A 25,068-nucleotide genomic window follows, 5' to 3' on the forward strand; every position below is an offset into this window, starting at 1 on the left:
ATCGAGCCACATTCAGCGAATGAGACTGTGTGGCCTGATCGCCTATGTAAAGGAGCAACCAATGATTAATCATTTTCAATCGGCAAATTGGCCTGATGCTATTGGCGCCAATTTGCTTGCCAAAGGGATAAAAGAGCCAACCGCCATTCAAGCTGCGGTTATTCCGGCAGCTTTGGCTGGTGGGAATATAGTGGCTCGTTCTCAAACGGGGACGGGGAAAACACTTGCTTATCTCATACCACTGCTTGCTAAAATCGATGTTTCCAAGCAAGCGACACAAGCAGTGATTGTAGCTCCGTCTCAAGAGTTGGCGATGCAAATTGTACAAGTTTTAAAAGAAACAACGGAACATACAACGATTACAAGCATGCCGTTCATAGGGGGCGCCAATATAAAACGGCAAATAGAGAAATTAAAAAAAGGCAAGCCCCATATAGTAGTAGGGACGCCTGGGCGGCTGCTTGAACTGGTTCGCTTGAAAAAAATCAAATTGGCAATGGTCCACACATGTGTGATTGATGAAGTAGACCGGTTTGTAGAAGATGAGCAGTGGGCTGAAATGGAAGAACTGGGAAAACGTATTGGCCGAGATGCCCAATATTTGTTTGTATCGGCGACAGTCCCAGACAAGCTCGAAGAAAAATTAGCGCTATTCGCGCCAGCGATTAAACGAATTGAAGCGAAAGGTTCCCTTGTTCCTGCCAGTGTCGAGCACTTATGCTTATGGGTAGAAGCAAGGAATCGCGTTGATGTAACGAGAAAACTGATTGCTGCCGAGAATATTGAAAAAGGGATTGTATTTGTCAACCATTTGCAAAAGTTAAATGAGACGGTGGAAAAACTGCGCTTCCGCAAAGTGGAGGCGGTGGCACTCTCTTCTGAAAGCGGAAAACAAGAGCGGGAAAAAGCGATTGCTTCGTTTTCTGAAAACGAAGCCCATATTTTGGTGGCGACGGATGTCGCTGCACGAGGCCTCGACCTTGAAGGGGTGACGCATATTATTCAGTTAGAAGCGCCGTCCGATCCAGACAGTTATTTGCATCGTGCAGGCCGTACAGGAAGAATGCAGCGCAGCGGTAAAGTCGTTACACTTTTTGAACAGCGAGAACACTATAAAAAAGAAAAGTACGAAAAGCAACTCGGCATCAACATAAAAGCGGCTGCCCTTGTACGGGGACGCTTGGTTTTAACCGATTAGAAGGAAAAGTTCAATCTTCCTTTACTAAAAGGAAGGTCCTGTGGTAAAATCAAAAGGTTAAAACATGTTTAGGAGTTGTGATTTATGGCGAATTATGAGGAAGGCAGCATCGTTGAAGGGAAAGTTACCGGTATAAAGCCGTTCGGAGCTTTTGTCGCAATTGACGAAAAAAAACAAGGGCTTGTACACATTTCTGAAGTAGCGCACGGTTATGTAAAAGACATCGCCGATGTATTGGCAGTAGGAGATGAGGTAAAAGTAAAAATTATGTCTGTAGACGAGGAGTCTGGAAAGATTTCTTTGTCAATCCGCGCGACCCAAGAAGCGCCTGCTCGCCCGCAAGGGAAACCACGTGCCGGCAAAGGGAAACCTCAAGGCGCTCAACAAAAACAACAGGGCTTCAATACCCTTGAAGACAAGCTTAAAGAGTGGTTAAAACAGTCCAATGAAATTCAAGCTGATTTGAACAAGCGCGCGAAAAAATAATAAGGTAAAAGCAGCTAGACGGTCTAGCTGCTTTTTTTTTCTTATCGTTGTGGCTCAACTTCGTGGTCACGCCCAAGTTCTTCTTTCGGCTTCATTAAGATTGAAATAGCATACAATCCGGATAAACCGATAAGAGCGTAAATGAGGCGGGAAATAATCGATGCCTGGCCGTTAAAGATAAAAGCGACAAGGTCAAAACGGAAAAAACCGATTAGACCCCAGTTGATCGCGCCGATAATCGCAAGGACCAGCGCAGTTCTTTGAATACCGCTCATCTTTTTCACCTCCCGTTCTGTGCACACATCTGTGATGTGGCTACCTTTATGGTGTGGAATAGCCTTCCAGAATATACGCACCGCTAGTTGGCAATAATCGGTTTGTTGCAGATAAGCAGTTGTTTTGCAACGGCGTACAAGAAAAGTTAGGATAAAAAAGGGTGCTTTTTAAGCAAAGGAGGAAATAAGCAAATGGATGCTTTTACTTTTTACAATCCGACCAAATTAATTTTTGGCCAAGGAAAAACCGAACATTTGGCAGAAGAGCTTGTTGTCTATGATCGCAATGTCTTGCTTGTTTACGGAGGCGGGAGCATCAAAAAGAACGGCTTGTATGAAAAAGTCACGAAACAATTAGAACTAGCCGGATGCACGGTCACCGAATTGGCAGGAGTAGAGCCAAACCCACGGCTGACAACTGTGCAAAAAGGAATTGATTTGTGCAAAGAGAAGCAAATTGGCTTTATTTTAGCAGTTGGCGGCGGCAGTGTGATTGATGCGACAAAAGCCATTGCGGTAGGTGCCCGCCATGATGGCGACATTTGGGATATTATTACTAAAAAAGAAACGCCTATGGACGCATTGCCGTTTGGCACGATTTTGACGCTTGCAGCAACTGGATCCGAGATGAATTCTGGTTCTGTGATTACCAATTGGGAAACCCATCAAAAAATGGGCTGGGGCAGCATTTTTAGCTTTCCTAACTTTTCCATTCTCGACCCAATTAATACGCTTTCGGTTCCAAAAGACCAAACCGTTTATGGCATTGTCGACATGATGAGCCATGTTCTTGAAGCCTATTTCCACCCGGCGGAGAATACGCCGTTGCAAGACCGGATTTGCGAATCAATTTTGCATACAGTCATCGAAGCAGCCCCGCCGTTGCTAGATGATCTCGAAAATGTTGATTTGCGGGAAACGATTCTATATAGCGGAACAATGGCTTTAAATGGAATAACGCAAATGGGCGCGCGAGGCGATTGGGGCACACATAACCTTGAACACGCAGTTTCCGCTGTTTTTGATATTCCACACGCTGGCGGGCTTGCGATTTTATTTCCTCATTGGCTCCGCCACAGCATTGATGTCAATCCAGAACGAAGTGCGATGCTCGCTATAAACGTGTTTGGCGTTGATCCAACGGGCAAAGACAAACAGGATGTCGCTCTTGAGGGGATTGACAAGTTAGCTGCTTTTTGGAAACAATTGGGAGCGCCGAGCCGTTTGGCTGATTACGGCATTGATGAAAGCAAACTCGAGCAAATTGCCGACATTGCTTGTGAGAACGGGATTTATGGCAATTACCATAAACTCGGAAAGCCTCAAACGCTTGAAATTTTAAAGGCGGCACTTTAAGGCGGAGGCCATATTTTTTCATTCTTCACCAAGCTTTTTCCGTGTATAATGTACGGGAAGGAGAGTGAAAAAAGTGGCCAAGAAACGAGTAGGCATTATTTTTGGAGGGAAATCTGCTGAGCATGAAGTTTCACTTCAATCAGCAAAAAATATTGTTGAGGCGATTGATAAAGATCGTTTTGACGTGACATTGATTGGCATTGACAAAAAAGGCCAATGGCATATAAATGAAGCGTCTAATTTTTTACTTAACGCAGATAATCCAGCTTTAATTGAACTAAATAAATCGAATCAAGGCGTAGCCCTTATTCCTGGGAAGGAAGACAGGCAACTGGTGGGCACGGCAAACCAGTCGGTTCTAGACCAGCTAGATGTCGTGTTTCCAATTGTACATGGCACACTTGGAGAAGATGGATCGCTGCAAGGGATGTTTCGTCTTGCCAATTTGCCGTTTGTCGGGTCAAATGTGCTTGGCTCGGCAGTGAGCATGGATAAAGACATTGCGAAGCGGCTGCTTCAAGGGGCTGGCCTCCACGTTGCAAGTGGGATGACATTTACCCGTGCTGCTAAGAAAACGATTGATTTTGAGAGCATTGCTGATCAATTAGGGCTGCCTCTATTTATAAAGCCTGCCAACCAAGGTTCTTCTGTCGGTGTCAACAAAGCAACAACTGAAGCGGAATTTACGGCTGCTATTGAGGAAGCATTCTCGTATGACCATAAAGTGCTTGTCGAAGCAGCCATTAAAGGGCGCGAAATTGAATGTGCCGTTCTCGGCAATGACTACCCGAAAGCAAGCACTTGCGGGGAAATTTTGCCACAAGATGGGTTTTATTCGTATGATGCGAAGTATATTGATGAAGACGGCGCCAAATTGGCGATCCCTGCAGATTTGCCGGAAGACGTCAATCGCCGTATCCAAGACATTGCCATTCAAGCTTACAAAACATTGAATTGTGAAGGCTTGGCTCGTGTTGATGTGTTTCTGACTGAAACAGGCGAAGTGATCATTAATGAAGTGAATACATTGCCTGGCTTTACGAAAATCAGCATGTACCCGAAATTATGGGAAGCGAGCGGCGTGTCTTATCAAGACTTGATTACAACGTTAATTGAGCTTGCAATTGAGCGCCATGAACGTGACAAACAGCTGAAAAGCTCGGTTTTTGACCGCAATTGACTTGTGTTTTTAGCCTCCGTTCGGTACATTTAAAAGGTACCGAACTTAAGGGAGGCTATTTTTTATGGCACATATTCAATTTGACTACAGCAAAGCTCTTTCCTTTTTCGGAGAGCATGAAGTTGACTATATGGGAGAGGCAGTCCGCGCTGCACATAAAGCGCTTCATGAAAAGACAGGCCAAGGAAATGACTTTTTAGGATGGATCGACTTGCCTGTCGATTACGATAAAGAAGAATTTGCCCGCATTCAAAAAGCGGCAGAAAAAATTCGTCATGACTCCGATGTGCTGCTCGTTGTCGGCATCGGTGGTTCGTACTTAGGAGCACGCGCTGCGATTGAAGCGTTGAACCATTCTTTTTTTAACCAACTGCCGAAAGAAAAGCGCAACGCACCGCAAGTCATTTTTGTCGGCCAGAACATTAGCTCAACGTATTTGAGCGATGTGCTTGATCTTCTTGATGGCAAGGATGTATCGGTCAATGTGATCTCTAAATCAGGAACGACAACCGAGCCGGCGATTGCTTTCCGTGTGTTCCGCGACTACCTTGAAAAGAAATACGGAAAGGAAGAGGCGCGCAAACGCATTTACGCAACAACTGACAAAGAGCGTGGAGCTCTGAAAACATTGGCGAACGAAGAGGGATACGAATCTTTCGTGATTCCAGACGATGTTGGCGGTCGCTTTTCTGTATTGACAGCTGTAGGCCTCTTGCCAATCGCTGTAAGCGGCTTAGCGATTGAAGACATGATGAAGGGAGCGGCTGATGCAAGGGAAGCTTTTTCAACAGGTGAATTAAGCGAAAATGCAGCTTATCAATATGCAGCTATTCGCAACATCCTTTACAATAAAGGCAAAACAATTGAATTGTTGGTGAACTATGAACCGCACCTCCATTATGTGTCTGAATGGTGGAAACAATTATTTGGCGAAAGCGAAGGGAAAGACCAAAAAGGGATTTACCCAGCATCAGTCGACTTTTCAACCGATCTTCATTCAATGGGCCAATATGTACAAGATGGACGCCGTGATTTGTTTGAAACGGTACTTCATGTCGAAGCGGTCGACAAACATATTACGATTGAAGAAGCAGAAAGCGATCTGGATGGGTTAAACTATTTAGCGGGAAAAACAATGGATTTTGTCAATAAACAAGCGTTTAAAGGGACAATGCTTGCTCATACTGACGGGAATGTGCCAAACCTAGTCGTTTCCATTCCAAAGTTGGATGAATACTCATTTGGTTATCTCGTTTACTTTTTCGAAAAAGCAGTTGCTATGAGCGGTTATTTGCTAGGCGTGAATCCATTTGACCAACCAGGCGTTGAAGCCTATAAGAAAAACATGTTTGCTTTGCTCGGAAAGCCAGGCTTCGAGGAAGAGAAAAACAAACTTGAAAGTCGCTTAACGGACAACTAAACATTGTGCAAACTGGCCAACGCAGTCCATTGGGCTGCGTTGTTTTTTGTGTGTTGACGGTGTATAAGTTCGAGGCTCCTTTCCCACACTAATGGCGATGGAAAAACGAAGGGAGCGATTGGTTTGATCGCACTTGAATCAACAATTGAAGGCAAACAATATAAAGCAAAAGAATTGCAAAGCGTATTGGAATCATTAGGCTACACACTTGGTGGCAACTGGGACTACGACCATGGCTATTACGATTACAAAATCTCGTTGGACAATGGATATACGTTTTTGCGTATTCCCGTTCAAGCAGTGGAAGGGGAGCTAGGCTCAAAAGACGCTGTCATCCAAGTTGGAACGTTGTACTTGCTAAACCATGTTTATCAACAAGACAACGATGAAGATTCGTTAAGCGGCGTTGTACCGGCGGTGGCCGAGGGGCTTGTAAACCAGTTTCAAGCGCCTGTTGACAAGGACGGGGAAGTCTCCGACAAGTACCGCTCGTTAGCGGAAAACTTAGTAGCAGAGCTTGAGCAAACGCTTGCTTGATCATCATTGCGACATGGGGGAAAAGTTGCTAAAGTAATAGCGGGAGGGGGAGTGAAAATGGGTGAAGCGCTCATCATTGCTTTAGCTATTTTTTGCGGTTGGCTAATACTCGATTTTGTAAAGGCGAAACGAATCACAATGGAAGCCGCCATCCAATCTGCAGTCGTCGGTTTACTCGGCGGGTTTGTCTGGTTTCTTATTGGTTTGTTTTTGCCTACTTGATAATGTTTAAGACTGAACCATTTTAAGCGCAAGGCTGCGATTTTTTGTTATTTTTGTATTGCAAACAGCGGTGAGCTATGTTATATTATTGCAGTAACGTTATTGGACATACATAACCGTGTGGGGCCTTAGCTCAGCTGGGAGAGCGCAACGCTGGCAGCGTTGAGGTCAGGGGTTCGAGCCCCCTAGGCTCCATTAGTACATTAGGACGCACATGCTCTGAAAAGGAGCATGTGCGTTTTACTATTTTACAAAGGACACAGGGAAACGGCGGCTCGGCAATGGGTGGGCACGCTGTTTTTGCTCTCAGGCCTCAATAAAGTTATTAACAAGCCAATCCCGCAGAACATTCGCATGGTTATGGACGGGATCTTTTGCGGCGTATACAAGAGTGACGTGTTTCTGAAGTGCCAGTTCGCATATTCGAACCGCCCGTTCGTAGCGAATGGGGTCCTGCGCCAATTCTACCGCGTATTTTTCGGCAAATGTTGCGAATCGCTCCGGTCGGTGGCCGAACCATATACGCAATTTTGGACTTGGGGCGATCTCTTTCATCCATTCATCTATGGCAGCGCGCTCTTTTGATACGCGACGAGGCCAGAGCCGGTCGACAAGAATTCGCACGCCGTCTTCAGGAGAGGGCGTTTCGTAAATTCGTTTGACATGTATGGTGATCTCGTTGTCTTCATTCATTTGCTGTTTACTGGGGCGGTCGAACATCGTAAAAGCCATCCTCCTTTTATTAGTGGCGCCTTGCAGTGGAGATTGTTACATTCTCACCCTGAAAAGTAAAGAGAAACAAGCCAGTTGAGAACATGTCAACTGGCTTGTTTTGCATCATGTTTAGTTCACGTTCGCGATTGCTTCTGTGAGCGGTGGGACGACTTGTTTTTTCCGGGAAACAACGCCTTTAAGAACAGCTGTATGGTTTGTCAACGTTGTCTGGAAGGCTTGTTCAAATGCAGCGGTTTTGTCGCCGAGAACGAGGGCGACTGAATCATTTTCAAGGATGTCTGTAATAATAAAGACGAATAAGTCAAGCCCATTGTCATTGATTTTGGCCGTAATCACTTTTTCAAGTTCGCTTTGGCGAGCGAGCACGTCCTTTGTATCAACGGTATTCACTTGGGCAATTTCAACTGTGGCAGCGCCCATTGCAAATGCTTTTGCATCCATTGTCAACAGCTCATCAGCCGTTTTATCAGAAATGTCAGCGCCTGCTTTAAGCATGTTTAATCCGTATTCTTCGGCATTAACGCCAGCAATTTCCGCTAATTCTTTTGCTGCTTGCTTGTCCTCTTCTGTGCATGTTGGCGACTTGAACAAAAGGGAATCAGAGATAATCGCAGATAGCATCAAGCCTGCAATTGGTTTAGGAATGTCAAGGCCGTGTTCTTTGTAGAGCTTTTTAATAATCGTCGCCGTGCAGCCGACAGGTTCGGCCCGATAATAAACAGGGTCAGCTGTTTCAAAGTTAGCAATGCGGTGATGGTCGATCACTTCTAAAACTTGGACGTCGTCAATGTCACTGACGCTTTGTTGGCGTTCATTGTGATCAACTAGAATGACTCGATCTGTTTCGCCTGCCGCTTTTTCGATTAAGCGTGGCGTGTTTACGCCGAATGCTTCAAGTGCATACAATGTCTCTCCATTCGGTTCTCCTAGTCGTACAGCTTCTGTTTCCACACCGAGCTGTCCTTTTAAGTCGGCGTAAGCGATAGCTGAGCAAATTGTATCCGTGTCAGGATTTTTGTGGCCAAAAATAAGTGTTTTAGGCATCTGATAAAACTCCTTTTACATAGTATGTTCAACATTACTATAGTATCATCTTCGCCAAGAGACTTGAAGCGTTTGTCGGTCGATTCGGTGAATCCTCCTTTAAATCAGGGGTAAGCGATTTCATACTTTCCATTGGCCCGGAAAAAGCGTATAATAAAAAATGTGTGTGCGGAAACTGGACAGGCTGTAGCGTTTTTTCGGAAATTGGTCACAACTTCTTGACAGGACTTCGACAGTTTGTTTAAGTAGCTGCGCAATAAGCTGTCTATGCTAAAATAATACAATAGGAATAATAGTGGTTATATTACACAGTTTAATGAGACAGGAGGAAGAGGGGGTTTATGAGAACGGAAAAAATAGATAAGAGCATACACAATGCCTCTCTTGCTACGCCTAAACAAGCTTTTTCGCAAGTCCTCTCAGAAACATTAAAAACAGGGATCATTAAATCCAATCTGCTTGCGATGGCGGCGGGATTGAGCCTTGCTCTTTACGTTACAGGCATTCCGATTGGCGAAAAGCTTCCAGAAATTCTTTTTGCTATTTTTGGCTCAGCCTTTGTCATTGGGGCAGCAGGTGCCTTTAACAACATTTACGACCGCGACATTGACGCCATTATGGACCGGACGAAAAACCGGCCGACGGTAACAGGCAGGATGCAGCCTGCCAATGCGTTAGTGCTTGGCATATCTTTATCATTGCTTGGGTTGTTGCTTCTCGGAGTCGCTTCGCCCCGCGCAGCATTGTTTGGTTTTCTCGGCCTCTTTTTATATGTTGTGCCTTACACAATGTGGTCGAAACGGCGTACGATTTATAATACCGAAATTGGCAGTGTTGGCGGCGCAGTCCCACCGCTTATCGGCTGGGCCGCGATTTCTGGAGACTTGGTTCACCCAGCGATTATTGGTTTGTTTGTCGTTATGGTCCTTTGGCAAATGCCCCATTTTTATGCGATCGCCATTCGCCGCTATGACGAATACAAAGCGGCTAAAGTGCCGATGTTGCCGGTTGTCAAAGGGTTCAAGCGGACGTTTATCCAAACGAATGTCTATTTGTTTGTGCTAGCTGCATCCAGCTTTTTCTTTGTTTCGTTAAGTTGGTTCATCACCAGTGTAGCGCTTGTGTTGTCATTGATTTGGCTGACGTTGAGCATAGCTGGCTATAAACGAATGGAGCCTAAAAAATGGGCGACCCTTATGTTTGTTTTTTCACTTAACTATCTTACGATTCTTTTTACGGTGATCATCGGTTTTTCACTGCTTTCTCCCTTGTTTTAACAAAGTGGTGTCTTGCCTAGGCAAGGCGCCATTTTTTTAGGGTTTAGCTTTTGGTTAGAAAGGGGATGTTTCAATGGAGAACAATTGGCTGCTAATTGCTGTTCCAACGCTCATGGCAGTTGCTATGGGGAGCGCAGCGCTCGTGATCCGCATGAAAGCATCGAAACGCCCTACGTCGGCGAAGCGGATTATGGTGCCGCCGCTAGCGATGTCAACTGGCTTCTTGATGTTTTTATACGAGCCAACTAGACCTTCAGCGTTCCATGTTGGCGAAGCGCTTATTGTCGGTGCACTTTTTTCAATCGTCCTCATTTGGACATCGAAATTTGAAGTGCGGGATGGCGCTATTTATTTAAAACGTTCGAAAGCGTTTGCTTATCTTTTAATCGGCTTGCTTGTGTTAAGAGTGGCGTTTCGAATTGTCATGGGGCAGGAGTTAAATCCCGAGGAACTGTCAGGCATGTTCTTTTTGCTTGCCTATGGAATGCTGTTGCCTTGGCGGGTAGCCATGCTCGTCCGTTATGTAAAACTCAAGCGCGATAGCGATAAGTTGGCAACTTATAAGCCGTGATCGTGTATGGTTAGCGTTTGAAAAACAGACACGCTATACTGGAATGGAAAGACAATCGTAAAGGAGGATATTCAATGAATTCTGGCGGATTTATTCAAGAGAACTTTTCCATTTTTCAAGCTTCCCACGAAGGTTCATGGGCAATTCTAGCGATATTGTTTTTAGTTGCTTATTTTCTCTTCCGTGGAGGTAAAAGCAAGGCTGGTACGATTATACATATGATTGCCCGGCTATTCTTTGTGATTATGCTCGTAACGGGCGCAAGCATGCTTATTGCCTACCAATTTGCTTATTTTTTCTTTATCAAAGGACTCCTCGCCGTATTGCTTATCGGTTTTATGGAAGCAGCCCTTGGGAAGGCGAAACGGAATGAAAACAGCCTAGGCATGCTGTTTGCTGTCCTTGTGGTACTTGTTGTCATTGTGCTGATGGGGTACGGGATCATCCGTTTTTAAAACAAAGCATGCCACGGCATGCTTTGTTTTAGTTTGAGAATACGTTGCTGTAATGGAGGAGTGTGCGGTAATGCATGCCCTCATGAAAGGCGACGAAACTAAAAAGTTCATCTACTGTTTGGAACGAATGGCCGTGCAAAGTAAACGGCACCGCTTTATCGGCTCCGCCCGATTCTTCGACTAGCTTCTCGGCTGCTTGTTTTTGTTTAGCTGCTGCTTCTTGAAGCGTTTCAATAGAAGGAACTTTGTCGGTCCATTGCAAAGGGCTCGATCCTTTGGCGAAAGGGTGGTAATACCCTTTTGGAATTGTTTTTTCAAAAGTTGGCGCATGACCAAGAACATGGTCTGCGATGACCAAGAGGTGTCCGTAATTCCAATGGACAGAGTTTTTAAAACCGGCGGGAATGATGTCGTGTTTTTCTGCAGGAATGGTCTGGATGATCTGTTCATTGGCCATACGAGCAAAAGAAAAGGCGGCGTAGGTCATCGTTTTTTGCTCCCTTCTGTAGGATGGTTAAAGTATAACGAAAACAGCTAAAGATTGCATTGATTTTAAGAGGGAAAGGGGAGTTAATATGGAAGCGGATAGTCTATGGCTCAGCTTACTATTTGTGGCGAGCATGATTCCCTTCATCGAGTATACGCTTGCTGTACCGGTCGGTATTCTTTTCGTGAATCAACCCCCTGTGCTGACCGTATTGGTATCGATTCTTGGCAATAGCATCGGAGTAGTGCTTCTTGTGTTGCTTAGCGAAAAAATTCGCAATTGGACACTGAAAAGACAGAACAGCCAGAAAAGCGGGCGACAGTCAAGCAAACAGCAGGAGAAGACAAAGCAATTTTTAGAAAAGTATGGGATGCCAGGCGTAGGGATTCTTGCACCGATTTTGCTAAGTAGCCATATTGGCGCCGTAACCGCCGTTGCACTTGGCGTTTCACGCAGTTACGCGATTTTGTGGACGCTTATCGGTGTTGTCCTTTGGGCCATCATTTTTGGCATTATTTGTGTATATGCAAGCCACTGGCTTCTTCCGTTTTTTGGTCAATAGGGATATGAAAAGCGCGGCAACTGATTAGATTGCCGCGCTTCAACTGTAGGCAAATGCTCGCATACTTCGTCGTTTGCCTCACTCATATGCTTATGAACCCCTGTTCTATTCGCATCTTCTCTCAGCTGCACTCCCCGTCTGACAAGCGTTTTCTATCAGTCTGAGTGAGGTTAACCTTGCATGTCTTGCGTACCAAGTTGTTCGTTCGGATCTGAGAATACTTCTTTGTTAAGGTTGCCTGTCACTTTCGAAGTAAAGATGCCGGACACCATGCTGCCTGAAACGTTCAAAGCAGTACGGCCCATGTCAATTAGTGGTTCAATCGAAATAAGAAGGCCGGCAAGGGCAATTGGAAAATCAAGTGCGGACAAGACGAGAATGGCAGCAAAAGTTGCCCCGCCGCCGACGCCTGCTACGCCAAACGAACTAATGGCTATGACCACAATTAACAACAAAATAAACGTTGGTTCAAGGGGATTTTGGCCTACCGTTGGCGCAATCATAACGGCAAGCATGGCTGGATAAATCCCGGCACATCCATTTTGGCCGATTGATAAGCCAAATGAACCTGCAAAATTGGCAATGCCGTCTGGAACGCCTAATTTCTTCTGTGTTTGGATATTCATTGGCAATGCCCCTGCACTCGTGCGTGACGTGAACGCAAAAGCGAGCACCGGAAATGCCTTTTTCACATACGTAATCGGGCTTAGGCCAGTCGCAGCTAGAATGATCAAATGAATAACAAACATGACAATCAGTGCCACATAAGAAGCAAGCACAAACGTCCCAAGTGTGGAAATCGCCTGTAGGTCACTTGTTGCAACTGTTCTTGTCATAATCGCCAAAACGCCATAAGGAGTCAACCGTAAAATTAATGTAACGACGCGCATAATGATCGCGTAAAGGGCATCGACAATGCTTTTAAACGTGTCGGCTGCTTCCGGCTGTTTGCGGCGTACACCTAAATAGGCAACGCCGAGAAAGGCAGCAAAAATCACAACACCAATTGCTGAAGTGGGGCGTTCGCCAGTTAGGTCAAGAAATGGATTAGCAGGGATTAGCTCGACAATTTGCTGCGGCAATGTCGCTGCTTCCATGCCAGCGTAACTTTCTTCAAGGGCATCGCCGCGGCTAAGTTCTGCTTCGCCTGCAGTAATGTCAATCGCTTCAAGTTGAAAGACGGATGAAGCAGTGATCCCAATAGCAGCGGCAATTGCTGTCGTAGCAATTAATGTGCCGAGAATCAAGGCGCTAATTTTCCCTAGATTCTTTGTTAACGTCATACGTGTAAACGCAGATAGAATCGAAATGAAAATTAACGGCATGACAATCATTTGCAAAAAGCGGACATAACCGGTCCCTAAAATATTGACCCAATCCATTGATTGTTGAATGACAGATGAATCAGGGGCGAAGAAAAATTGCAGCAAAAGGCCGTATACAACGCCAGCGCCTAAAGCCAACAAGACGCGGATCGAGAAAGATACGTGCTTTTTTTGCATGTAAAGCAACAGTCCGGCTACAGCGAGGACAATCGCAATAATTAATAAAGTTAAGAACAAGTCCATATGCTCAAACTCCTTTGGTTAAAATATACAACGCCCTTTATAGTATTCTGTATAATCATATGAGTCAAGTGGGAATTATATGTGAAGTGAGTGTATCATAGATTTTGTCATTCAGAAAAGGAAAACGCTCGCGAATGAGAAGGCATTTGCCTCTTATTGGCGTTTTTCTAATAAAAAAATGGGAACGTTAAAAAGCAGTAAACATTGTCGGTATATTTCATGTTAAATGGTGGTGCTTGAAATGAAAATGAATACAAATTCGCTTGTGATTAGCATCGTTTGCATAGCCTGTTTTTTAGTCGTAGCTTTTAGTTTAAACACGGTTTTTTTAGAGAAAGTCGACCAGCTGGCGTTAACATGGGCTGAGTCGATTCGTGCTGAACCGATTACGGCTCTCATGCATGGCTTTGCCTTTTTAGGGGCGACCAAAACGGTTTTCGTTTTGACAGTAGCGGTGCTTATCATTTTGCTTGTTGCCCGTGCCTCGCACAAAGAATTAGCATTTACTGCTGTTACGATGGCAGCGACAGGTCTTGTTAATCTGTTCGTAAAAGAATGGGTAGAACGAGAACGGCCAGCACAGTATATGCTAGTTGAATTGTCCTCGTACAGCTTTCCAAGCGGCCATTCAATGGGAGCGATGTCGTTTTACACGGTGCTTACCTTTCTGATTTGGAAGCGCGTGAACAAACAAAGTCACCGTGTAGCGTTTGTTGTATTTGCAAGCCTCATGATACTCATTATGGGATTTTCTAGACTATATCTGGGTGTTCATTATTTGAGTGATGTCATTGGCGGATATCTCCTAAGTGGCAGCCTTGTGTTTTTCTTGTTTTGGCTATTCCAACCAAGAAAATCGAACGGATAAAAGGACAATTTTTAATTGAGAGCGAGATTCTTTCTCATTTAGCCTTGAAATTTTTTGTAAAAATGATAAGATGAATACGTAATTGATAATGAGTATCATTAGCTGTAGAGCAAAGGAGGCAAGCAGCATGTTTTATTCATGTTAACATTATGAAAATAAGATATTTACTCCCTTTGCTTTTGATTTTATCGTTTGCATCTTTATTTATTGGCGTACAGGATATATCGCCACTTGATTTGTTTCGTCTAGACGATGAAGACGTGCAAACACTCGTCATTAGCCGTATCCCTCGTCTATTAAGTGTGTTGATTGTCGGTGTTAGTTTAAGCGTTTGCGGTTTAATTATGCAGCAGCTTACACAAAACAAATTTGTTTCGCCGACAACAGCTGGAACTATGGATTGGGCTCGGCTTGGCATTCTTGTCGCCGTGGTTGTCTTTACACAAGCAAGCACGCTGCAAAGGATGTTTATTGCCTTTCTTTTTGCGTTGTTTGGAACGTTTCTTTTTATGAAAATACTGGAGCGCATCCGCTTTAAAAACGTTGTGTTTGTCCCGCTTGTCGGGCTTATGTTAGGTAGTGTGGTCAACTCAATCACCACTTTTCTAGCTTACCGATATGATTTAGTGCAAAGCTTGTCTTCTTGGATGCAAGGGAGCTTTTCACTCGTTCTTAAAGGGCGCTATGAAATTTTATACATAGGCATTCCCCTTGTTGTCATTGCCTTTTTATTCGCAAATCGCTTTACGGTGGCAGGAATGGGGAAGGATTTTTCGACAAACTTGGGCTTAAATTATAACCAAATTATGAATATCGGCCTTTTCATTGTCGCGATGATCACGGCTACGATTGTCGTCACAATTGGTTCGATTCCTTTTTTAGGGCTAGTCATTCCAAACATCGTTTCGATTATAAGAGGGGACAACTTAAAAAACAGTTTGCCTCATACAGCGCTATTAGGCGCCATTTTCTTGCTCGCTTGTGATATTTTAGGGCGTGTTCTCATTTATCCATATGAAATTCCGATTGGACTGGTCGTTGGGGTTGTCGGGAGCGCGATCTTTTTGTACTTGCTCTTAAGGAGACGATCTCATGCAGCCTAAATGGATCTATTTATTACTCGGCGCTTTGTTAGCAGCATTGATTGGTACTTTTTTGTTTATTGACATCGCTCCTGGAGCGTGGGACTATGCGTTGCCAAGACGAGGAAGAAGCGTTGTGGCGATTATCATTGTCGGCGGGGCAATTGCTAGCTCTACCTTGTTTTTTCAAACAATCACAAACAACCGAATCCTGACGCCAAGCATTATTGGCCTTGATTCTTTATACATGCTTATTCAAACGTTGCTTGTTTTTTTGTTTGGGACGATCGGTCTTGTCGCGATAAACAAATATGTGAACTTTGGTCTATCCATTGTCTTTATGGTGTTGTTCGCTGTCTTGTTATATGCCTTGATGTTCAAAAAAGAAGGGCAAAATCTATACTTTTTGCTGCTTGTCGGCATTGTATTTGGCACATTGTTTTCAAGCCTATCGACGTTTCTGCAAGTCATGATTGATCCAAATGAATTTTTGACGATCCAGAATCGGATGTTTGCTAGTTTTAGCAACATCAATGTTGATTTGCTTTGGCTTTCTATCGTGATTCTAGCAGCAACTGTTCTTTACATTTGGCCGTATTTGAGATATTTGGATGCCATTTCCCTTGGACGCGATCAGGCGATTAACTTAGGCGTTCCTTACGATAAGGCGATTAGAAAGTTTTTAGTTGTCATTGCTTTGCTTGTTTCTGTTTCAACAGCTCTTGTCGGCCCGGTGTTGTTTTTAGGCCTACTTGTCGCGAACGTTGCAAGAGAGCTTATGCCAACCTATAAGCACACCCATTTAGCGATTACATCAGTTCTAGTTTCAAGCATTGCCTTGGTTGGCGGGACGTTGCTCGTCGAGCGCGTGTTCACTTACTCGGCTCCGCTGAGCGTTATCATTAACTTTGTTGGCGGAATTTACTTCATTTACTTGCTCTTAAGGGGGACGAAATCGACATGACCACCGCATTAATTGACCGAAATGCCATCCCGTTGCAAAAGCTTGATACACAGCCTGTAGGCATAGAAGTGTCAAATGTCAGCAAACAATACGACGGAAAAAGAGTCGTCAACGACGTCTCGGTCAACGTCAGAAAAGGAACAATTACATCGTTTATTGGCCCCAATGGTGCCGGAAAAAGTACGTTGATCTCGATGATCAGCCGCTTGTCGAAAAAAGATGAAGGCACTATTTTGATTGAAGGACGTCCGCTTGAATCGTATCACAGCAAGGAACTGGCAAAGAAAGTGTCGATTTTAAAACAGGCAAACAACATCAACATCCGTTTGACCATTCGCGAACTTGTCAGCTTTGGCCGCTTTCCGTATTCACAAAACCGGCTAACGAAAAAGGATTGGACTTATGTCGAAGAGGCGATCGATTATATGGCGCTTCGCGACATTCAAGACAAATACTTAGACCAGTTGAGCGGCGGGCAGCGGCAACGTGCTTATATTGCGATGGTGCTTGCCCAAAATACCGATTATATCATTTTAGATGAACCGTTAAACAATTTGGATATGAAGCACTCTGTCTCGATCATGAAAACGTTGCGCCGTCTTGTTGATGAGCTAGGCAAAACGATTATGATTGTCGTCCATGACATTAATTTTGCCTCTTGTTACTCCGACTACATTGTGGCGATGAAAGATGGAGCGATTGTTGAAGAAGGTCGCTGCCATGAAATGATCAACTCAGACACACTCCGCAATGTGTATGACATGGAAATCGCAGTTGAAGAAGTGAATTGCAACCGCATTTGCGTCTATTTTAACTAAATAGTGGATGTCGTTCATTTTGAAATGGAGGTGAAAAAGCAAAATCTTCAATATAGAGAAATACTGACGATCGCATTAGGGGGCCTATAGAGAGAGAATAGAGGAGGCAATTAGACATGAAAAAACCATTTATGTGGGCATTAACAGCTTTTGCAACAGTAAGTTTAGCCGCTTGCGGTACAAGTTCAGATGAAAATGAGCAAACAAGTGCTGGCGAAGGAACGAGCACAGAAGCGACTGAAGAAACGATCGAAGTGGAATCAATGAACGGCGAGGTTGTCAAAGTACCGGTTAACCCAGAAGTGGTCGTTTCGTTTGACCATGGCATTACCGATTCGATTCGTGCGCTAGGCGGAGAAGTATCTGGAATCCCAAAAGCGAACAACATCCCTGACTACTTGTCTGAGTTTGAAAGCGACGACTATGAGGATGTCGGTTCGTTGTTTGAACCAAACTTCGAGTTGATTCACAGCATGGAGCCAGACGTCATTTTCATTTCTGGCCGTGCGTCTGAGAATTATGAAGAATTAAGTGAAATTGCGCCAACGGTTTATATGGCCGTTGACAACGAAAACTTTATGGAATCGTTTGAAACCAATATGCGGACGCTGGGCGATATTTTTGAAGCGCAAGACGAAGTAGAAGAGCAGCTTGCAGGCATCCATGAAACGATCGACAACGTCAAAGAGCGGGCCGACAACACAGATAAAAATGCCTTGATTTTGTCTGCTGATGAAGGGTCTGCGAGCGCATTCGGCGCAGGTTCACGTTTTGGCATTATCCATGATGTCCTAGGCATTAAAACAGCAGATGACATTGAAGCTGAAAACCATGGGGAAACGGTTTCGTTTGAATACATTGCCGATGTAGACCCTGATTATATATTTATGATTGACCGAGGCGCTTCTATTGGCAACGAAGCCACAGCAACACAAGTCATTGACAACGAGCTTGTCGCCCGAACCAAAGCAGCACAAAACGATGACATTTATGTATTAGACGGCGAAGTTTGGTACTTAAGTGGCAGCGGCCTTGAATCAGTTAAGCTGATCGTTGATGAAATTGACAGCATGTTTGAGACAGAATAGGCACAACCCTTTTTAAGGGATCGAAACAAAGTCGATAACCTTACTCAGAAACTTGGTTCTAGTGATGGAACCAAGTTTTTTTGATTGGATGCCCTATGGTATACTAAAGCTTTCTAGCGTTTCAGGAACTTATAATAGTAGGAATCTAATTTGCTTTTTAAAAGGAACGGTTGATGTGGAAAGTACTTCATTCCCCTTATGGTTGCTCGCCTTAGCAGTATTGTTGGCTGCTGTTTGGGCGCTCCGTATCGCTCTTAGAAGAAAGAAGCGCACAGACGTAAGCAAAATCACGATAAAAGATATTGACCGCATGGAAGGCGGCGAGTTTGAAGATTATCTGGCAGTCGTGTTTGCAGCGCTTGGCTATGAAACGTACCAAACAGCGAAAGCGCGCGACTTTGGTGCTGATTTAGTCGTTGTCGATGAAGAAGGGCATAAGTGGGTCATACAAGCGAAACGGTATAGCGCCAACCTTGGCTTAGCCTGTGTGCAAGAAGTGTATGGAGCGCAAGTTTTTTATAACGCTGACAAGTCATTGGTCATCACGTCTGCCGAAAAAGTGACAGAAGCATGCTGGAGGCTGGCCGCAGCGACAAATACCCATTTCTTACTACGTGAAGACCTCGAAGAACTGGCTAGTTTGCTACGTAAAGGCAAGCTTGAAGAAGCAAGTTGGGTGGTAAAAACGCCGCAATTGCCTGAACCTGTCAAGGGAAAGCCAGCTTTAATCGAAGTCGAACAGAGCCGAAAGCGCGTTTCAGCCGGCGATTATTTTTACAAATAACAAAAAAACAGCGAAGGCAGCTTCGCTGTTTTTTTATTAAAAATAAGTGCTTAGCTCATGAACAATTCGTTTAATGCATGATTGGTCAGCAAGTAAATCGTATTCGCGAATATCAAGGCGTAAAACCGGACAGGCGGAAAAGGAAGAAATCCAAGTTTCATAACGGTTGTACATTTCTTCCCAATAAGAAAGGGGCGTTTGTTTTTCCATTTCGCGCCCTCGTGCTTGAATACGGTCTAAAATCGAGTCAAAATCGCCATGCAAGTAGATTAATACATCTGGGCGTGGAAAGTAAGGCGTCATCACCATTGCTTCAAATAAGCTTGTATAGGTTTGGTAATCGGTTTGTGTCATCGTGCCTTTATCGGCGTGCATTTTCGCGAATATGCCTGTGTCTTCATAGATCGAACGGTCTTGAATATAGCCACCACCTTCTTCTACCATTCGCTTCTGTTCTTTAAAGCGCTCGGCTAAAAAGTAAATTTGCAAGTGGAAACTCCACCGTTCGAAATCGCGATAAAATTTGTCTAAGTATGGGTTGTTGTCTACTTTTTCAAAGGATGTTTTAAAATTTAGCTCGTCGGCAAGTGCGTGCGTCAAAGTCGTTTTTCCAACTCCGACTGTGCCGGCTACAGTAATGATCGCATTATTAGGAATATGTAACATTGGTAAGCTCCTTAATGGTTAACAGATGTCAAGCATGCATCAATTTTGGCAAATACAAAGTCCAAATCACTCGTATTGGCGACAAAGTCAAGGTCGTCCGTGTCAATCGTTAAAACCGTTGTGTTTTCCTCTTTAGCGAGTTCTGCCATTGTCGCCTCATAATCGTCTGAGAGCTTGCGCAAATAATCGGGATCCATCTCTTTTTCAAAAGGACGCCCCCTTTTGGTAATACGGTTGGTCAGTGTGGACAAGCCTGCTTTTAAGTAAATGACGACTGTTGGCTTTGGCAATGGCTCATTTAAAATTTGAAAAATACGTTGGTATTGGCTCCATTTGAAAGCAGACAGCGTTTGTCGGGCAAAAATTAAGTTTTTGCATATATGGTAGTCCGACACGACTGGTTTGTGGTTAAGAACAGGGTCGATATCTTCTAGTTGTTTGACGCGGTTGCACAGAAAAAACATTTCCGTTTGAAAACTCCATTCCTCCATATTGCCATAAAATTTTTCAAGAAAAGGGTTTTCTTCAACGATTTCAAGCAAGCATTCTCGCCCATAGTGGGTAGCAATCGCTTTGGCCAACGTTGTCTTTCCGACGCCAATCACTCCTTCTACACATATAAATGGGGTCGTCAATCCGTTTCCTCCTCGTTTTGCATGTTTACATGTGCTAGTGTACCACGTTTTGTGGTCAAGCAGTGTGAAAGTCGAACGTCAAAAAATGTGGTACACTTAATGGAGTAAATGAGGTGAAATGAGCAGAGGAGGGAGACTGCTGTTAAGCAGTATGCGATGAATGAATTTGATAAAGTAATCGAACGTAGAGGAACCAATTCGATGAAATGGGATGGAACAAAAGCACGGTTTGGCGAAGATGATTTGTTGCCAATGTGGGTAGCAGATATGGATTTTAAAGCGCCGACCGCTGTTATTGATGCTTTAAAGGCTAAAGTCGAACATGGCGTTTATGGCTATGCCGCCCCTTCCATTGAGGCAGACGAAGCGATTGTAAACTGGGTAGACTCCCAGTATGGTTGGAAAATAGAAGCCGACTCCATCGTCCATGTAACAGGCGTTGTGCCGGCATTAAGCAATTTAATTAAAACCTTTACAAATGAAGGCGACGAAATCATTATTCAACCACCTGTATATTACCCGTTTTATGATGTAATCGAAAAAAACAAACGGCAACTTGTGAAAAATCCGCTTCTATTTGATGGAAACCACTATAAAATGGATTTAGCTGGGCTGGAGCAGGTGATCACAGACAAAACAAAAATGCTTCTGTTGTGCCACCCACATAATCCAGGCGGGCGCGTGTGGAGCAAAGAAGAGTTGCAAGCGCTGGCCGAAATATGTGAGCGCCACAACCTTTATGTGATTTCTGATGAAATCCATGCCGACTTGCTATTTGAGGGGTATACACACACACCGTTTGCAACTGTTACAAAAACAATTGCAAACCGTACGTTTACAGCGCTAGCGCCAACGAAAACATTTAATCTCGCCGGCGTTCAAGGAGCCTACGTGATTATTGAAGATCCGAAGCTTCGGCTGGAATTCCGTAGAGAGCTGGCAGCGACATTTATGAATGGAAGCAATATGTTCTCTGACATTGCTACCAAAGCTGCATACGAGCACGGAAAGCCTTGGCTAAAGGAATTAATGGCATACATCCAAGCAAATTATCAGTTTGCTGCGGACTATTTGGCAACTTATATGCCAAAAATCAAGCCGATCCAACCACAAGGAACATACTTATTATGGCTAAATTGCCAAGAGCTCGGCCTTCACCCTGATGAACGGAAAAAATGGTTGCTGCAAGAAGCGAAAGTTGCCCTTAACCATGGTGCAATTTTCGGGGAAGAGGGCCGCGATTTCGAGCGTTTGAATTTGGCAACTTCTCGAAAAACGCTTACGGAAGGGTTGGAGCGCATCCGCCGCGCTTATGAAAATAGAGGTTTTTGATGCAGGAAAGTCGTATTTTGAAGGCGAATAGAATATATAGGTGTCTTGTCATCCTAATACGTCCGATTAAAGGAGTCGTTGCCTATATGAGCAGGCCTTTAAAATCATTGTCGGAAACCTTGGAGCAGGAATTTACACGCTCATTGAACCGCGAATTAACCAAACCGGAAAAAGAACTGTTGGAATGGATTGAACAGCGGCAGATGTATCTCGCTTACGGGCAAATGAAGACATCTTAACTGACACTAGGGCTAGGCAAGACGTGGGGAGGAAGGTAATTGAAGACATTTAAACTGTATGCATTGCAAGTGATTGACGGGCAAGGGGGGAAAATGGAACAACACCCCATTCCTTTTAAAGACGGCCTCATTATCAATATGGAAAACGAAGACAAGACATGGTTTCTTGACGCAGTTGTCTCCAATGAGGATGCCCATTTTTTTGAAAGAGAACAGGAAGCAGAGCGCCATATACTCGTTAGTGTCGTCATTACGAGCAAAAACAACCACCCCGCGGTCATGATTACTTCCATTGAAGCGATTACAGAATTGGATCAAGGAAAAAGTGTCGTATTAAAAGGGAAAATTGTTTCAGGCCGGGATGACGTGCTGGAGGATGTGTTTGAAGACATTCTTGCTGAAGGAATCGAACGGGCTGACGTGGTGGATGAATTTAAACGACGAGTCGAGAAGTTAGAGGCATATTCGGATAAAACCATTCAAGAAGTGTACCAAGACTTGAAAAAAGATAAAAATTACCATTTGCTTTGACAAAAGCAAAAGCAACGGGAGGCGCGTTCTTCCGTTGCTTTTTTCGTGGGCGGGCGTGTTGTATAGCTTTATCGTTTTTGCTCCATAATAACAGGAAAATGAGTGGAAAAAGGAGCGCCGTGATTGTGGGAAAAACAAAGAAAACATGGGGGTTGCTATCCCTTGCCTCCGTGCCGCTAGTCATGACGCTTGGAAACTCGATGTTGATTCCAGTGCTGCCGACTATTGGAAAACAATTGCAAATAAGTTCTTTTATGGTTAGTCTTCTTATTACTGTTTATTCTGTGGTTGCAATCGTGTTTATTCCTATTGCGGGCTATATTTCTGACCATGTAGGGCGAAAGCCGGTCATTATCCCAAGTTTAATTATTGCCGGGATTGGCGGGCTAATGGCCGGGTTAGCCGCATGGAAAATGGACAATGCTTATTGGGTCATTTTAATTGGCCGGCTGTTGCAAGGAATTGGGGCAGCTGGGGCATCGCCGATTGTGATGCCATTTGTCGGTGATTTATTTAAAAACAACCAAGATGTCAGTGAAGGGTTAGGCATAATTGAGACTGCTAATACATTTGGCAAAGTGCTAAGCCCGATTTTTGGGGCCGTACTTGCTTCTATTATTTGGTACTTGCCGTTTTTTTCATTTCCTATTTTTTGTTTTGTCTCCATTTTTCTTGTCTTATTTTTAGTAGAAAGCCCGCCTTTAGCGAAAAAGCCGACAAACTTAGCGCGTTTTTTAAAGTCGATGAAAAAGATCTTTAAACGGGAAGGGCGCTGGCTTTATGTAGTATTTTTTGTTGGTGGGATGTGCATGTACATTTTATTCGGCGTCCTTTTTTATTTGTCATCGTTTTTAGAAGAGACGCACCATATTGATGGAATTAGGAAAGGCGTTATTTTAGCGTTTCCGTTAATGGCATTGTGCTTGACGTCGTATGGGACAGGGCGAATCATTGGCCAAGACCAAATCAAAATGAAATGGATGACAGTAGCAGGATTGTGCCTTCTTGCTGTTTCGACGTTTGTCGTTTCGTTTAATAAGGAATTGTATGTAATGCTGACAGCACTTTTTGCAGCAGGGGTAGGCATTGGCGCGGCGCTACCGAGCCTGGATGCATTTGTGACAGAAGGGATTCCCATGGAACAGCGAGGGTCGGTGACATCGTTTTATAACAGCATGCGCTTTGTAGGTGTAGCGATTGGGCCGCCATTGTTTGCTCTTTTTATGAAAGGGAACCATTTCTGGACATTTACAGGGAATGCCCTTCTTGTCGTTTTGTCGGTTTTGCTTGTATTTTGGGGTGTACGGCCACATAAAAAAGTGTCGCAGACTTGGCAATAATAGACGCATTAACCGCAATTGGCTATACTTTTAACAAAAGAGGAAATCGAAAAAGGCGGTTGTGTATGGAACAATTTATTGATCCCCAAGGGCAAAAGGTGAAACTCGTTCTCGGGAAGGAAGAGCGATTTACAGAGGCGGCGGGGCACGTGCTTGTACTTCCCCGTTTTCACCAGCAGTGGGTGCTCACTGAACACCGAGAGCGTGGCTATGAATTCCCAGGCGGAAAAGTAGAAAATGGCGAGACGACAAAAGATGCGGCGGTGCGTGAAGTTTGGGAAGAGACAGGTGCACATATTGGCACCATCGTTTATATTGGCCAATATCAAGTAGAGGGGCGGTCGGGAACGTCTTTTTGCAAAGATATTTTTGCAGGCATTGTCACTGAAATGGAAGAAAAAGATTGCTATATGGAAACAAAGGGGCCTCTTTTGCTAAAGGAGCTTCCAGCTGCCTTGAAAGAGGACCCTCGTTTTAGCTTTATTATGAAAGACGAAGTTGTTCCCAAAGCGACTGCCTATGCAATCGCACAAGGGATTGTTTCGTAGCATGAGAAAGAGTACAAGGGCATGCTTAACGGTGATGCTCAGTTATCCGTTTTTCTAAGCGCTCGACTGCAATGTACATAAGCGTGGCCAAAAGCGCGATGACGAGCAAGCTCATGAACACTAAGTTAAAGTTAAATACTTGGAATCCATAGATGATTAAGTAGCCTAACCCTTGCTTGCTAACGAGGAATTCACCGACAATGACGCCGACCCACGATAACCCTACATTCATTTTTAGCGTTGAAACAATTACCGGTATCGTTGCTGGATACACGACGTGGCGGAATTGTTGCCATTTGGATGCAGAAAATGTTTGCAGTACTTTCAAATAGTTGTCATCTACTTCTTTAAATGCTGTGTAAACAACCATTGTTGTAATGATGACGGAAACGAGCATGCCCATAGCAATGACAGAAGTCATGTTTGGCCCAAGCCCAACAATCAAAATCGGGCCAATCGCTACTTTTGGCATTGAATTTAATATGACTAAAAATGGGTCAAGGATTTCAGCCAACTTTTTCGACCACCAAAGCAAAGCTGCCAATAACGTCCCAGCAACGGTGCCTAGGAGAAAGCCAAGAACCGTTTCAAACATCGTCACCCCGGTATGGAGCCATAGCGTTCCGGCGACGATATGCTCATAAAGCAAACTGACGATTCGTGAGGGCATGCTAAATAGCAGCGGGTCGATTAATGCTAAACGTGAGGCTGTTTCCCAACCAATTACAAGAGCAAATACAATCGCTAGCTGTGTGAGGCGAATGAACCGTTTTTCCTTTTGACGGGTAGTCATGTAGCGT

At 44.2% G+C, this 25,068-nt stretch carries 30 protein-coding genes and 1 tRNA gene; 23 read left to right on the top strand and 8 right to left on the bottom strand.

Features of this window, described 5'->3' with window-relative positions:
• Positions 1-61: 61 nt before the first annotated feature.
• Positions 62-1,198 (top strand): DEAD/DEAH box helicase, encoded by a 1,137-nt coding sequence (locus BC8716_RS13395; RefSeq protein WP_094426436.1) that lies wholly within the window; start codon positions 62-64, stop codon positions 1,196-1,198.
• Between the two features lie 84 nt (positions 1,199-1,282).
• Entirely contained in the window at positions 1,283-1,684 is a 402-nt protein-coding gene (gene yugI, locus BC8716_RS13400; protein ID WP_011247752.1) for a S1 domain-containing post-transcriptional regulator GSP13, read from the top strand.
• Positions 1,685-1,725: 41 nt separating this feature from the next.
• On the opposite strand, the gene BC8716_RS13405 is transcribed toward yugI, so the two are convergent.
• Positions 1,726-1,959 carry a DUF378 domain-containing protein gene (locus tag BC8716_RS13405; RefSeq protein WP_011247751.1) on the bottom strand — a complete coding sequence of 78 codons (234 nt, stop codon included), beginning with the start codon at positions 1,957-1,959 and terminating at the stop codon, positions 1,726-1,728.
• 192 nt (positions 1,960-2,151) lie between these two features.
• On the opposite strand from BC8716_RS13405, the gene BC8716_RS13410 reads away from it, so the two are divergent.
• The 6 genes from BC8716_RS13410 (at position 2,152) to BC8716_RS13430 (ending at position 6,869) form a co-directional block, all read left to right on the top strand.
• The gene (locus BC8716_RS13410) at positions 2,152-3,315 is read left to right on the top strand and encodes an iron-containing alcohol dehydrogenase (protein WP_063609010.1); all 1,164 of its coding nucleotides are present in this window, start codon (positions 2,152-2,154) and stop codon (positions 3,313-3,315) included.
• Positions 3,316-3,388: 73 nt separating this feature from the next.
• Positions 3,389-4,495, top strand: coding sequence for a D-alanine--D-alanine ligase (ddlA, locus tag BC8716_RS13415; protein WP_063609011.1), 1,107 nt, complete (start codon positions 3,389-3,391; stop codon positions 4,493-4,495).
• Between the two features lie 64 nt (positions 4,496-4,559).
• Positions 4,560-5,915, top strand: a complete 1,356-nt coding sequence (locus BC8716_RS13420; protein WP_063609012.1) for a glucose-6-phosphate isomerase — start codon at positions 4,560-4,562, stop codon at positions 5,913-5,915.
• Between the two features lie 123 nt (positions 5,916-6,038).
• Positions 6,039-6,452: a YugN-like family protein gene (locus BC8716_RS13425; protein WP_094426438.1), complete on the top strand. Its 414-nt coding sequence runs from the start codon at positions 6,039-6,041 to the stop codon at positions 6,450-6,452.
• 57 nt (positions 6,453-6,509) lie between these two features.
• On the top strand, positions 6,510-6,674 hold the full coding sequence (locus BC8716_RS22505) for a hypothetical protein (protein ID WP_167369567.1): 165 nt from the start codon (positions 6,510-6,512) through the stop codon (positions 6,672-6,674).
• A 122-nt stretch (positions 6,675-6,796) separates the two neighbouring features.
• A tRNA-Ala gene (locus BC8716_RS13430) sits at positions 6,797-6,869 on the top strand.
• A gap of 111 nt (positions 6,870-6,980) precedes the next feature.
• On the opposite strand, the gene BC8716_RS13435 is transcribed toward BC8716_RS13430, so the two are convergent.
• Positions 6,981-7,367 carry a DUF488 domain-containing protein gene (locus BC8716_RS13435; RefSeq protein ID WP_063609057.1) on the bottom strand — a complete coding sequence of 129 codons (387 nt, stop codon included), beginning with the start codon at positions 7,365-7,367 and terminating at the stop codon, positions 6,981-6,983.
• Positions 7,368-7,517: 150 nt separating this feature from the next.
• Positions 7,518-8,453, bottom strand: coding sequence for a manganese-dependent inorganic pyrophosphatase (locus BC8716_RS13440; protein ID WP_094426441.1), 936 nt, complete (start codon positions 8,451-8,453; stop codon positions 7,518-7,520).
• Between the two features lie 341 nt (positions 8,454-8,794).
• On the opposite strand from BC8716_RS13440, the gene cyoE reads away from it, so the two are divergent.
• The 3 genes from cyoE (at position 8,795) to BC8716_RS13455 (ending at position 10,756) form a co-directional block, all read left to right on the top strand.
• Positions 8,795-9,730: a heme o synthase gene (cyoE, locus tag BC8716_RS13445; RefSeq protein WP_063609015.1), complete on the top strand. Its 936-nt coding sequence runs from the start codon at positions 8,795-8,797 to the stop codon at positions 9,728-9,730.
• 73 nt (positions 9,731-9,803) lie between these two features.
• Positions 9,804-10,301, top strand: a complete 498-nt coding sequence (locus BC8716_RS13450; protein WP_063609016.1) for a CcdC family protein — start codon at positions 9,804-9,806, stop codon at positions 10,299-10,301.
• 74 nt (positions 10,302-10,375) lie between these two features.
• The gene (locus tag BC8716_RS13455) at positions 10,376-10,756 is read left to right on the top strand and encodes a YisL family protein (RefSeq protein WP_063609017.1); all 381 of its coding nucleotides are present in this window, start codon (positions 10,376-10,378) and stop codon (positions 10,754-10,756) included.
• 28 nt (positions 10,757-10,784) lie between these two features.
• On the opposite strand, the gene BC8716_RS13460 is transcribed toward BC8716_RS13455, so the two are convergent.
• Positions 10,785-11,243: a DinB family protein gene (locus tag BC8716_RS13460; RefSeq protein ID WP_094426443.1), complete on the bottom strand. Its 459-nt coding sequence runs from the start codon at positions 11,241-11,243 to the stop codon at positions 10,785-10,787.
• 88 nt (positions 11,244-11,331) lie between these two features.
• Between BC8716_RS13460 and BC8716_RS13465 the strand changes: the two genes are divergently transcribed.
• On the top strand, positions 11,332-11,805 hold the full coding sequence (locus BC8716_RS13465; RefSeq protein WP_063609019.1) for a small multi-drug export protein: 474 nt from the start codon (positions 11,332-11,334) through the stop codon (positions 11,803-11,805).
• Positions 11,806-11,975: 170 nt separating this feature from the next.
• Here the strand turns inward: BC8716_RS13465 and BC8716_RS13470 are convergent, their stop codons facing one another.
• Positions 11,976-13,373 carry an L-cystine transporter gene (locus tag BC8716_RS13470; RefSeq protein WP_094426445.1) on the bottom strand — a complete coding sequence of 466 codons (1,398 nt, stop codon included), beginning with the start codon at positions 13,371-13,373 and terminating at the stop codon, positions 11,976-11,978.
• A gap of 241 nt (positions 13,374-13,614) precedes the next feature.
• On the opposite strand from BC8716_RS13470, the gene BC8716_RS13475 reads away from it, so the two are divergent.
• The 6 genes from BC8716_RS13475 (at position 13,615) to BC8716_RS13500 (ending at position 18,977) form a co-directional block, all read left to right on the top strand.
• Positions 13,615-14,241, top strand: coding sequence for a phosphatase PAP2 family protein (locus BC8716_RS13475; protein WP_157730441.1), 627 nt, complete (start codon positions 13,615-13,617; stop codon positions 14,239-14,241).
• A gap of 149 nt (positions 14,242-14,390) precedes the next feature.
• Positions 14,391-15,344, top strand: coding sequence for an ABC transporter permease (locus tag BC8716_RS13480; protein ID WP_062749836.1), 954 nt, complete (start codon positions 14,391-14,393; stop codon positions 15,342-15,344).
• Positions 15,334-16,287 carry an iron chelate uptake ABC transporter family permease subunit gene (locus BC8716_RS13485; protein WP_157730442.1) on the top strand — a complete coding sequence of 318 codons (954 nt, stop codon included), beginning with the start codon at positions 15,334-15,336 and terminating at the stop codon, positions 16,285-16,287. The genes BC8716_RS13480 and BC8716_RS13485 overlap by 11 nt, the downstream gene beginning before the upstream one ends.
• Complete coding sequence (locus BC8716_RS13490) at positions 16,284-17,105, top strand: iron ABC transporter ATP-binding protein (RefSeq protein ID WP_216924644.1); 822 nt, start codon at positions 16,284-16,286, stop codon at positions 17,103-17,105. Before BC8716_RS13485 ends, BC8716_RS13490 begins: the two co-directional genes overlap by 4 nt.
• Before the next feature lie 116 nt (positions 17,106-17,221).
• On the top strand, positions 17,222-18,193 hold the full coding sequence (locus BC8716_RS13495; protein ID WP_094426449.1) for a siderophore ABC transporter substrate-binding protein: 972 nt from the start codon (positions 17,222-17,224) through the stop codon (positions 18,191-18,193).
• 175 nt (positions 18,194-18,368) lie between these two features.
• Positions 18,369-18,977, top strand: coding sequence for a restriction endonuclease (locus BC8716_RS13500; protein WP_157730443.1), 609 nt, complete (start codon positions 18,369-18,371; stop codon positions 18,975-18,977).
• Positions 18,978-19,013: 36 nt separating this feature from the next.
• On the opposite strand, the gene BC8716_RS13505 is transcribed toward BC8716_RS13500, so the two are convergent.
• Together BC8716_RS13505 and BC8716_RS13510 are read right to left on the bottom strand one after the other, a co-directional pair.
• A complete protein-coding gene (locus BC8716_RS13505; RefSeq protein WP_011247732.1) occupies positions 19,014-19,643 on the bottom strand; it encodes a deoxynucleoside kinase in 630 nt (209 codons plus the stop codon).
• Between the two features lie 11 nt (positions 19,644-19,654).
• Positions 19,655-20,278 carry a deoxynucleoside kinase gene (locus BC8716_RS13510; protein ID WP_094426453.1) on the bottom strand — a complete coding sequence of 208 codons (624 nt, stop codon included), beginning with the start codon at positions 20,276-20,278 and terminating at the stop codon, positions 19,655-19,657.
• A 156-nt stretch (positions 20,279-20,434) separates the two neighbouring features.
• Here BC8716_RS13510 and BC8716_RS13515 point away from each other — a divergent pair, with 156 nt between their 5' ends.
• From BC8716_RS13515 to ytkD, 5 genes are all read left to right on the top strand, one after another.
• Positions 20,435-21,610: a MalY/PatB family protein gene (locus BC8716_RS13515; protein WP_094426455.1), complete on the top strand. Its 1,176-nt coding sequence runs from the start codon at positions 20,435-20,437 to the stop codon at positions 21,608-21,610.
• Between the two features lie 86 nt (positions 21,611-21,696).
• Positions 21,697-21,849: a hypothetical protein gene (locus BC8716_RS22320; RefSeq protein ID WP_157730444.1), complete on the top strand. Its 153-nt coding sequence runs from the start codon at positions 21,697-21,699 to the stop codon at positions 21,847-21,849.
• Between the two features lie 39 nt (positions 21,850-21,888).
• Entirely contained in the window at positions 21,889-22,380 is a 492-nt protein-coding gene (locus BC8716_RS13520) for a YwpF-like family protein (protein ID WP_011247728.1), read from the top strand.
• Positions 22,381-22,499: 119 nt separating this feature from the next.
• Positions 22,500-23,720 (top strand): MFS transporter, encoded by a 1,221-nt coding sequence (locus BC8716_RS13525; protein WP_094426457.1) that lies wholly within the window; start codon positions 22,500-22,502, stop codon positions 23,718-23,720.
• A 65-nt stretch (positions 23,721-23,785) separates the two neighbouring features.
• Positions 23,786-24,268, top strand: coding sequence for an RNA deprotection pyrophosphohydrolase (gene ytkD, locus BC8716_RS13530; RefSeq protein ID WP_094426459.1), 483 nt, complete (start codon positions 23,786-23,788; stop codon positions 24,266-24,268).
• A 25-nt stretch (positions 24,269-24,293) separates the two neighbouring features.
• Here ytkD and BC8716_RS13535 read toward each other — a convergent pair whose 3' ends face one another.
• Positions 24,294-25,061, bottom strand: coding sequence for an ABC transporter permease (locus tag BC8716_RS13535; protein WP_094429259.1), 768 nt, complete (start codon positions 25,059-25,061; stop codon positions 24,294-24,296).
• Positions 25,062-25,068: the final 7 nt, after the last annotated feature.

Source organism: Shouchella clausii (genome assembly GCF_002250115.1).
In the GTDB taxonomy this organism is placed as follows: domain Bacteria; phylum Bacillota; class Bacilli; order Bacillales; family Bacillaceae_D; genus Shouchella; species Shouchella clausii.

Excerpts from the sequence above, each read along its gene's own strand:
- BC8716_RS13490 (WP_216924644.1), top strand. The coding sequence starts at position 16,284 with ATGACCACCGCATTAATTGACCGAAATGCCATCCCGTTGCAAAAGCTT.
- BC8716_RS13460 (WP_094426443.1), bottom strand. The coding sequence starts at position 11,243 with ATGACCTACGCCGCCTTTTCTTTTGCTCGTATGGCCAATGAACAGATC.
- yugI (WP_011247752.1), top strand. The coding sequence starts at position 1,283 with ATGGCGAATTATGAGGAAGGCAGCATCGTTGAAGGGAAAGTTACCGGT.
- BC8716_RS13480 (WP_062749836.1), top strand. The coding sequence starts at position 14,391 with ATGAAAATAAGATATTTACTCCCTTTGCTTTTGATTTTATCGTTTGCA.
- BC8716_RS13450 (WP_063609016.1), top strand. The coding sequence starts at position 9,804 with ATGGAGAACAATTGGCTGCTAATTGCTGTTCCAACGCTCATGGCAGTT.
- BC8716_RS13465 (WP_063609019.1), top strand. The coding sequence starts at position 11,332 with ATGGAAGCGGATAGTCTATGGCTCAGCTTACTATTTGTGGCGAGCATG.
- BC8716_RS13440 (WP_094426441.1), bottom strand. The coding sequence starts at position 8,453 with ATGCCTAAAACACTTATTTTTGGCCACAAAAATCCTGACACGGATACA.
- BC8716_RS13505 (WP_011247732.1), bottom strand. The coding sequence starts at position 19,643 with ATGTTACATATTCCTAATAATGCGATCATTACTGTAGCCGGCACAGTC.
- BC8716_RS13515 (WP_094426455.1), top strand. The coding sequence starts at position 20,435 with ATGAATGAATTTGATAAAGTAATCGAACGTAGAGGAACCAATTCGATG.
- BC8716_RS13420 (WP_063609012.1), top strand. The coding sequence starts at position 4,560 with ATGGCACATATTCAATTTGACTACAGCAAAGCTCTTTCCTTTTTCGGA.
- BC8716_RS22505 (WP_167369567.1), top strand. The coding sequence starts at position 6,510 with ATGGGTGAAGCGCTCATCATTGCTTTAGCTATTTTTTGCGGTTGGCTA.
- BC8716_RS13470 (WP_094426445.1), bottom strand. The coding sequence starts at position 13,373 with ATGGACTTGTTCTTAACTTTATTAATTATTGCGATTGTCCTCGCTGTA.
- BC8716_RS22320 (WP_157730444.1), top strand. The coding sequence starts at position 21,697 with ATGAGCAGGCCTTTAAAATCATTGTCGGAAACCTTGGAGCAGGAATTT.
- BC8716_RS13455 (WP_063609017.1), top strand. The coding sequence starts at position 10,376 with ATGAATTCTGGCGGATTTATTCAAGAGAACTTTTCCATTTTTCAAGCT.
- BC8716_RS13410 (WP_063609010.1), top strand. The coding sequence starts at position 2,152 with ATGGATGCTTTTACTTTTTACAATCCGACCAAATTAATTTTTGGCCAA.
- ytkD (WP_094426459.1), top strand. The coding sequence starts at position 23,786 with ATGGAACAATTTATTGATCCCCAAGGGCAAAAGGTGAAACTCGTTCTC.
- BC8716_RS13485 (WP_157730442.1), top strand. The coding sequence starts at position 15,334 with ATGCAGCCTAAATGGATCTATTTATTACTCGGCGCTTTGTTAGCAGCA.
- cyoE (WP_063609015.1), top strand. The coding sequence starts at position 8,795 with ATGAGAACGGAAAAAATAGATAAGAGCATACACAATGCCTCTCTTGCT.
- BC8716_RS13405 (WP_011247751.1), bottom strand. The coding sequence starts at position 1,959 with ATGAGCGGTATTCAAAGAACTGCGCTGGTCCTTGCGATTATCGGCGCG.
- BC8716_RS13435 (WP_063609057.1), bottom strand. The coding sequence starts at position 7,367 with ATGAATGAAGACAACGAGATCACCATACATGTCAAACGAATTTACGAA.
- BC8716_RS13535 (WP_094429259.1), bottom strand. The coding sequence starts at position 25,061 with ATGACTACCCGTCAAAAGGAAAAACGGTTCATTCGCCTCACACAGCTA.
- BC8716_RS13395 (WP_094426436.1), top strand. The coding sequence starts at position 62 with ATGATTAATCATTTTCAATCGGCAAATTGGCCTGATGCTATTGGCGCC.
- BC8716_RS13475 (WP_157730441.1), top strand. The coding sequence starts at position 13,615 with ATGAAAATGAATACAAATTCGCTTGTGATTAGCATCGTTTGCATAGCC.
- BC8716_RS13495 (WP_094426449.1), top strand. The coding sequence starts at position 17,222 with ATGAAAAAACCATTTATGTGGGCATTAACAGCTTTTGCAACAGTAAGT.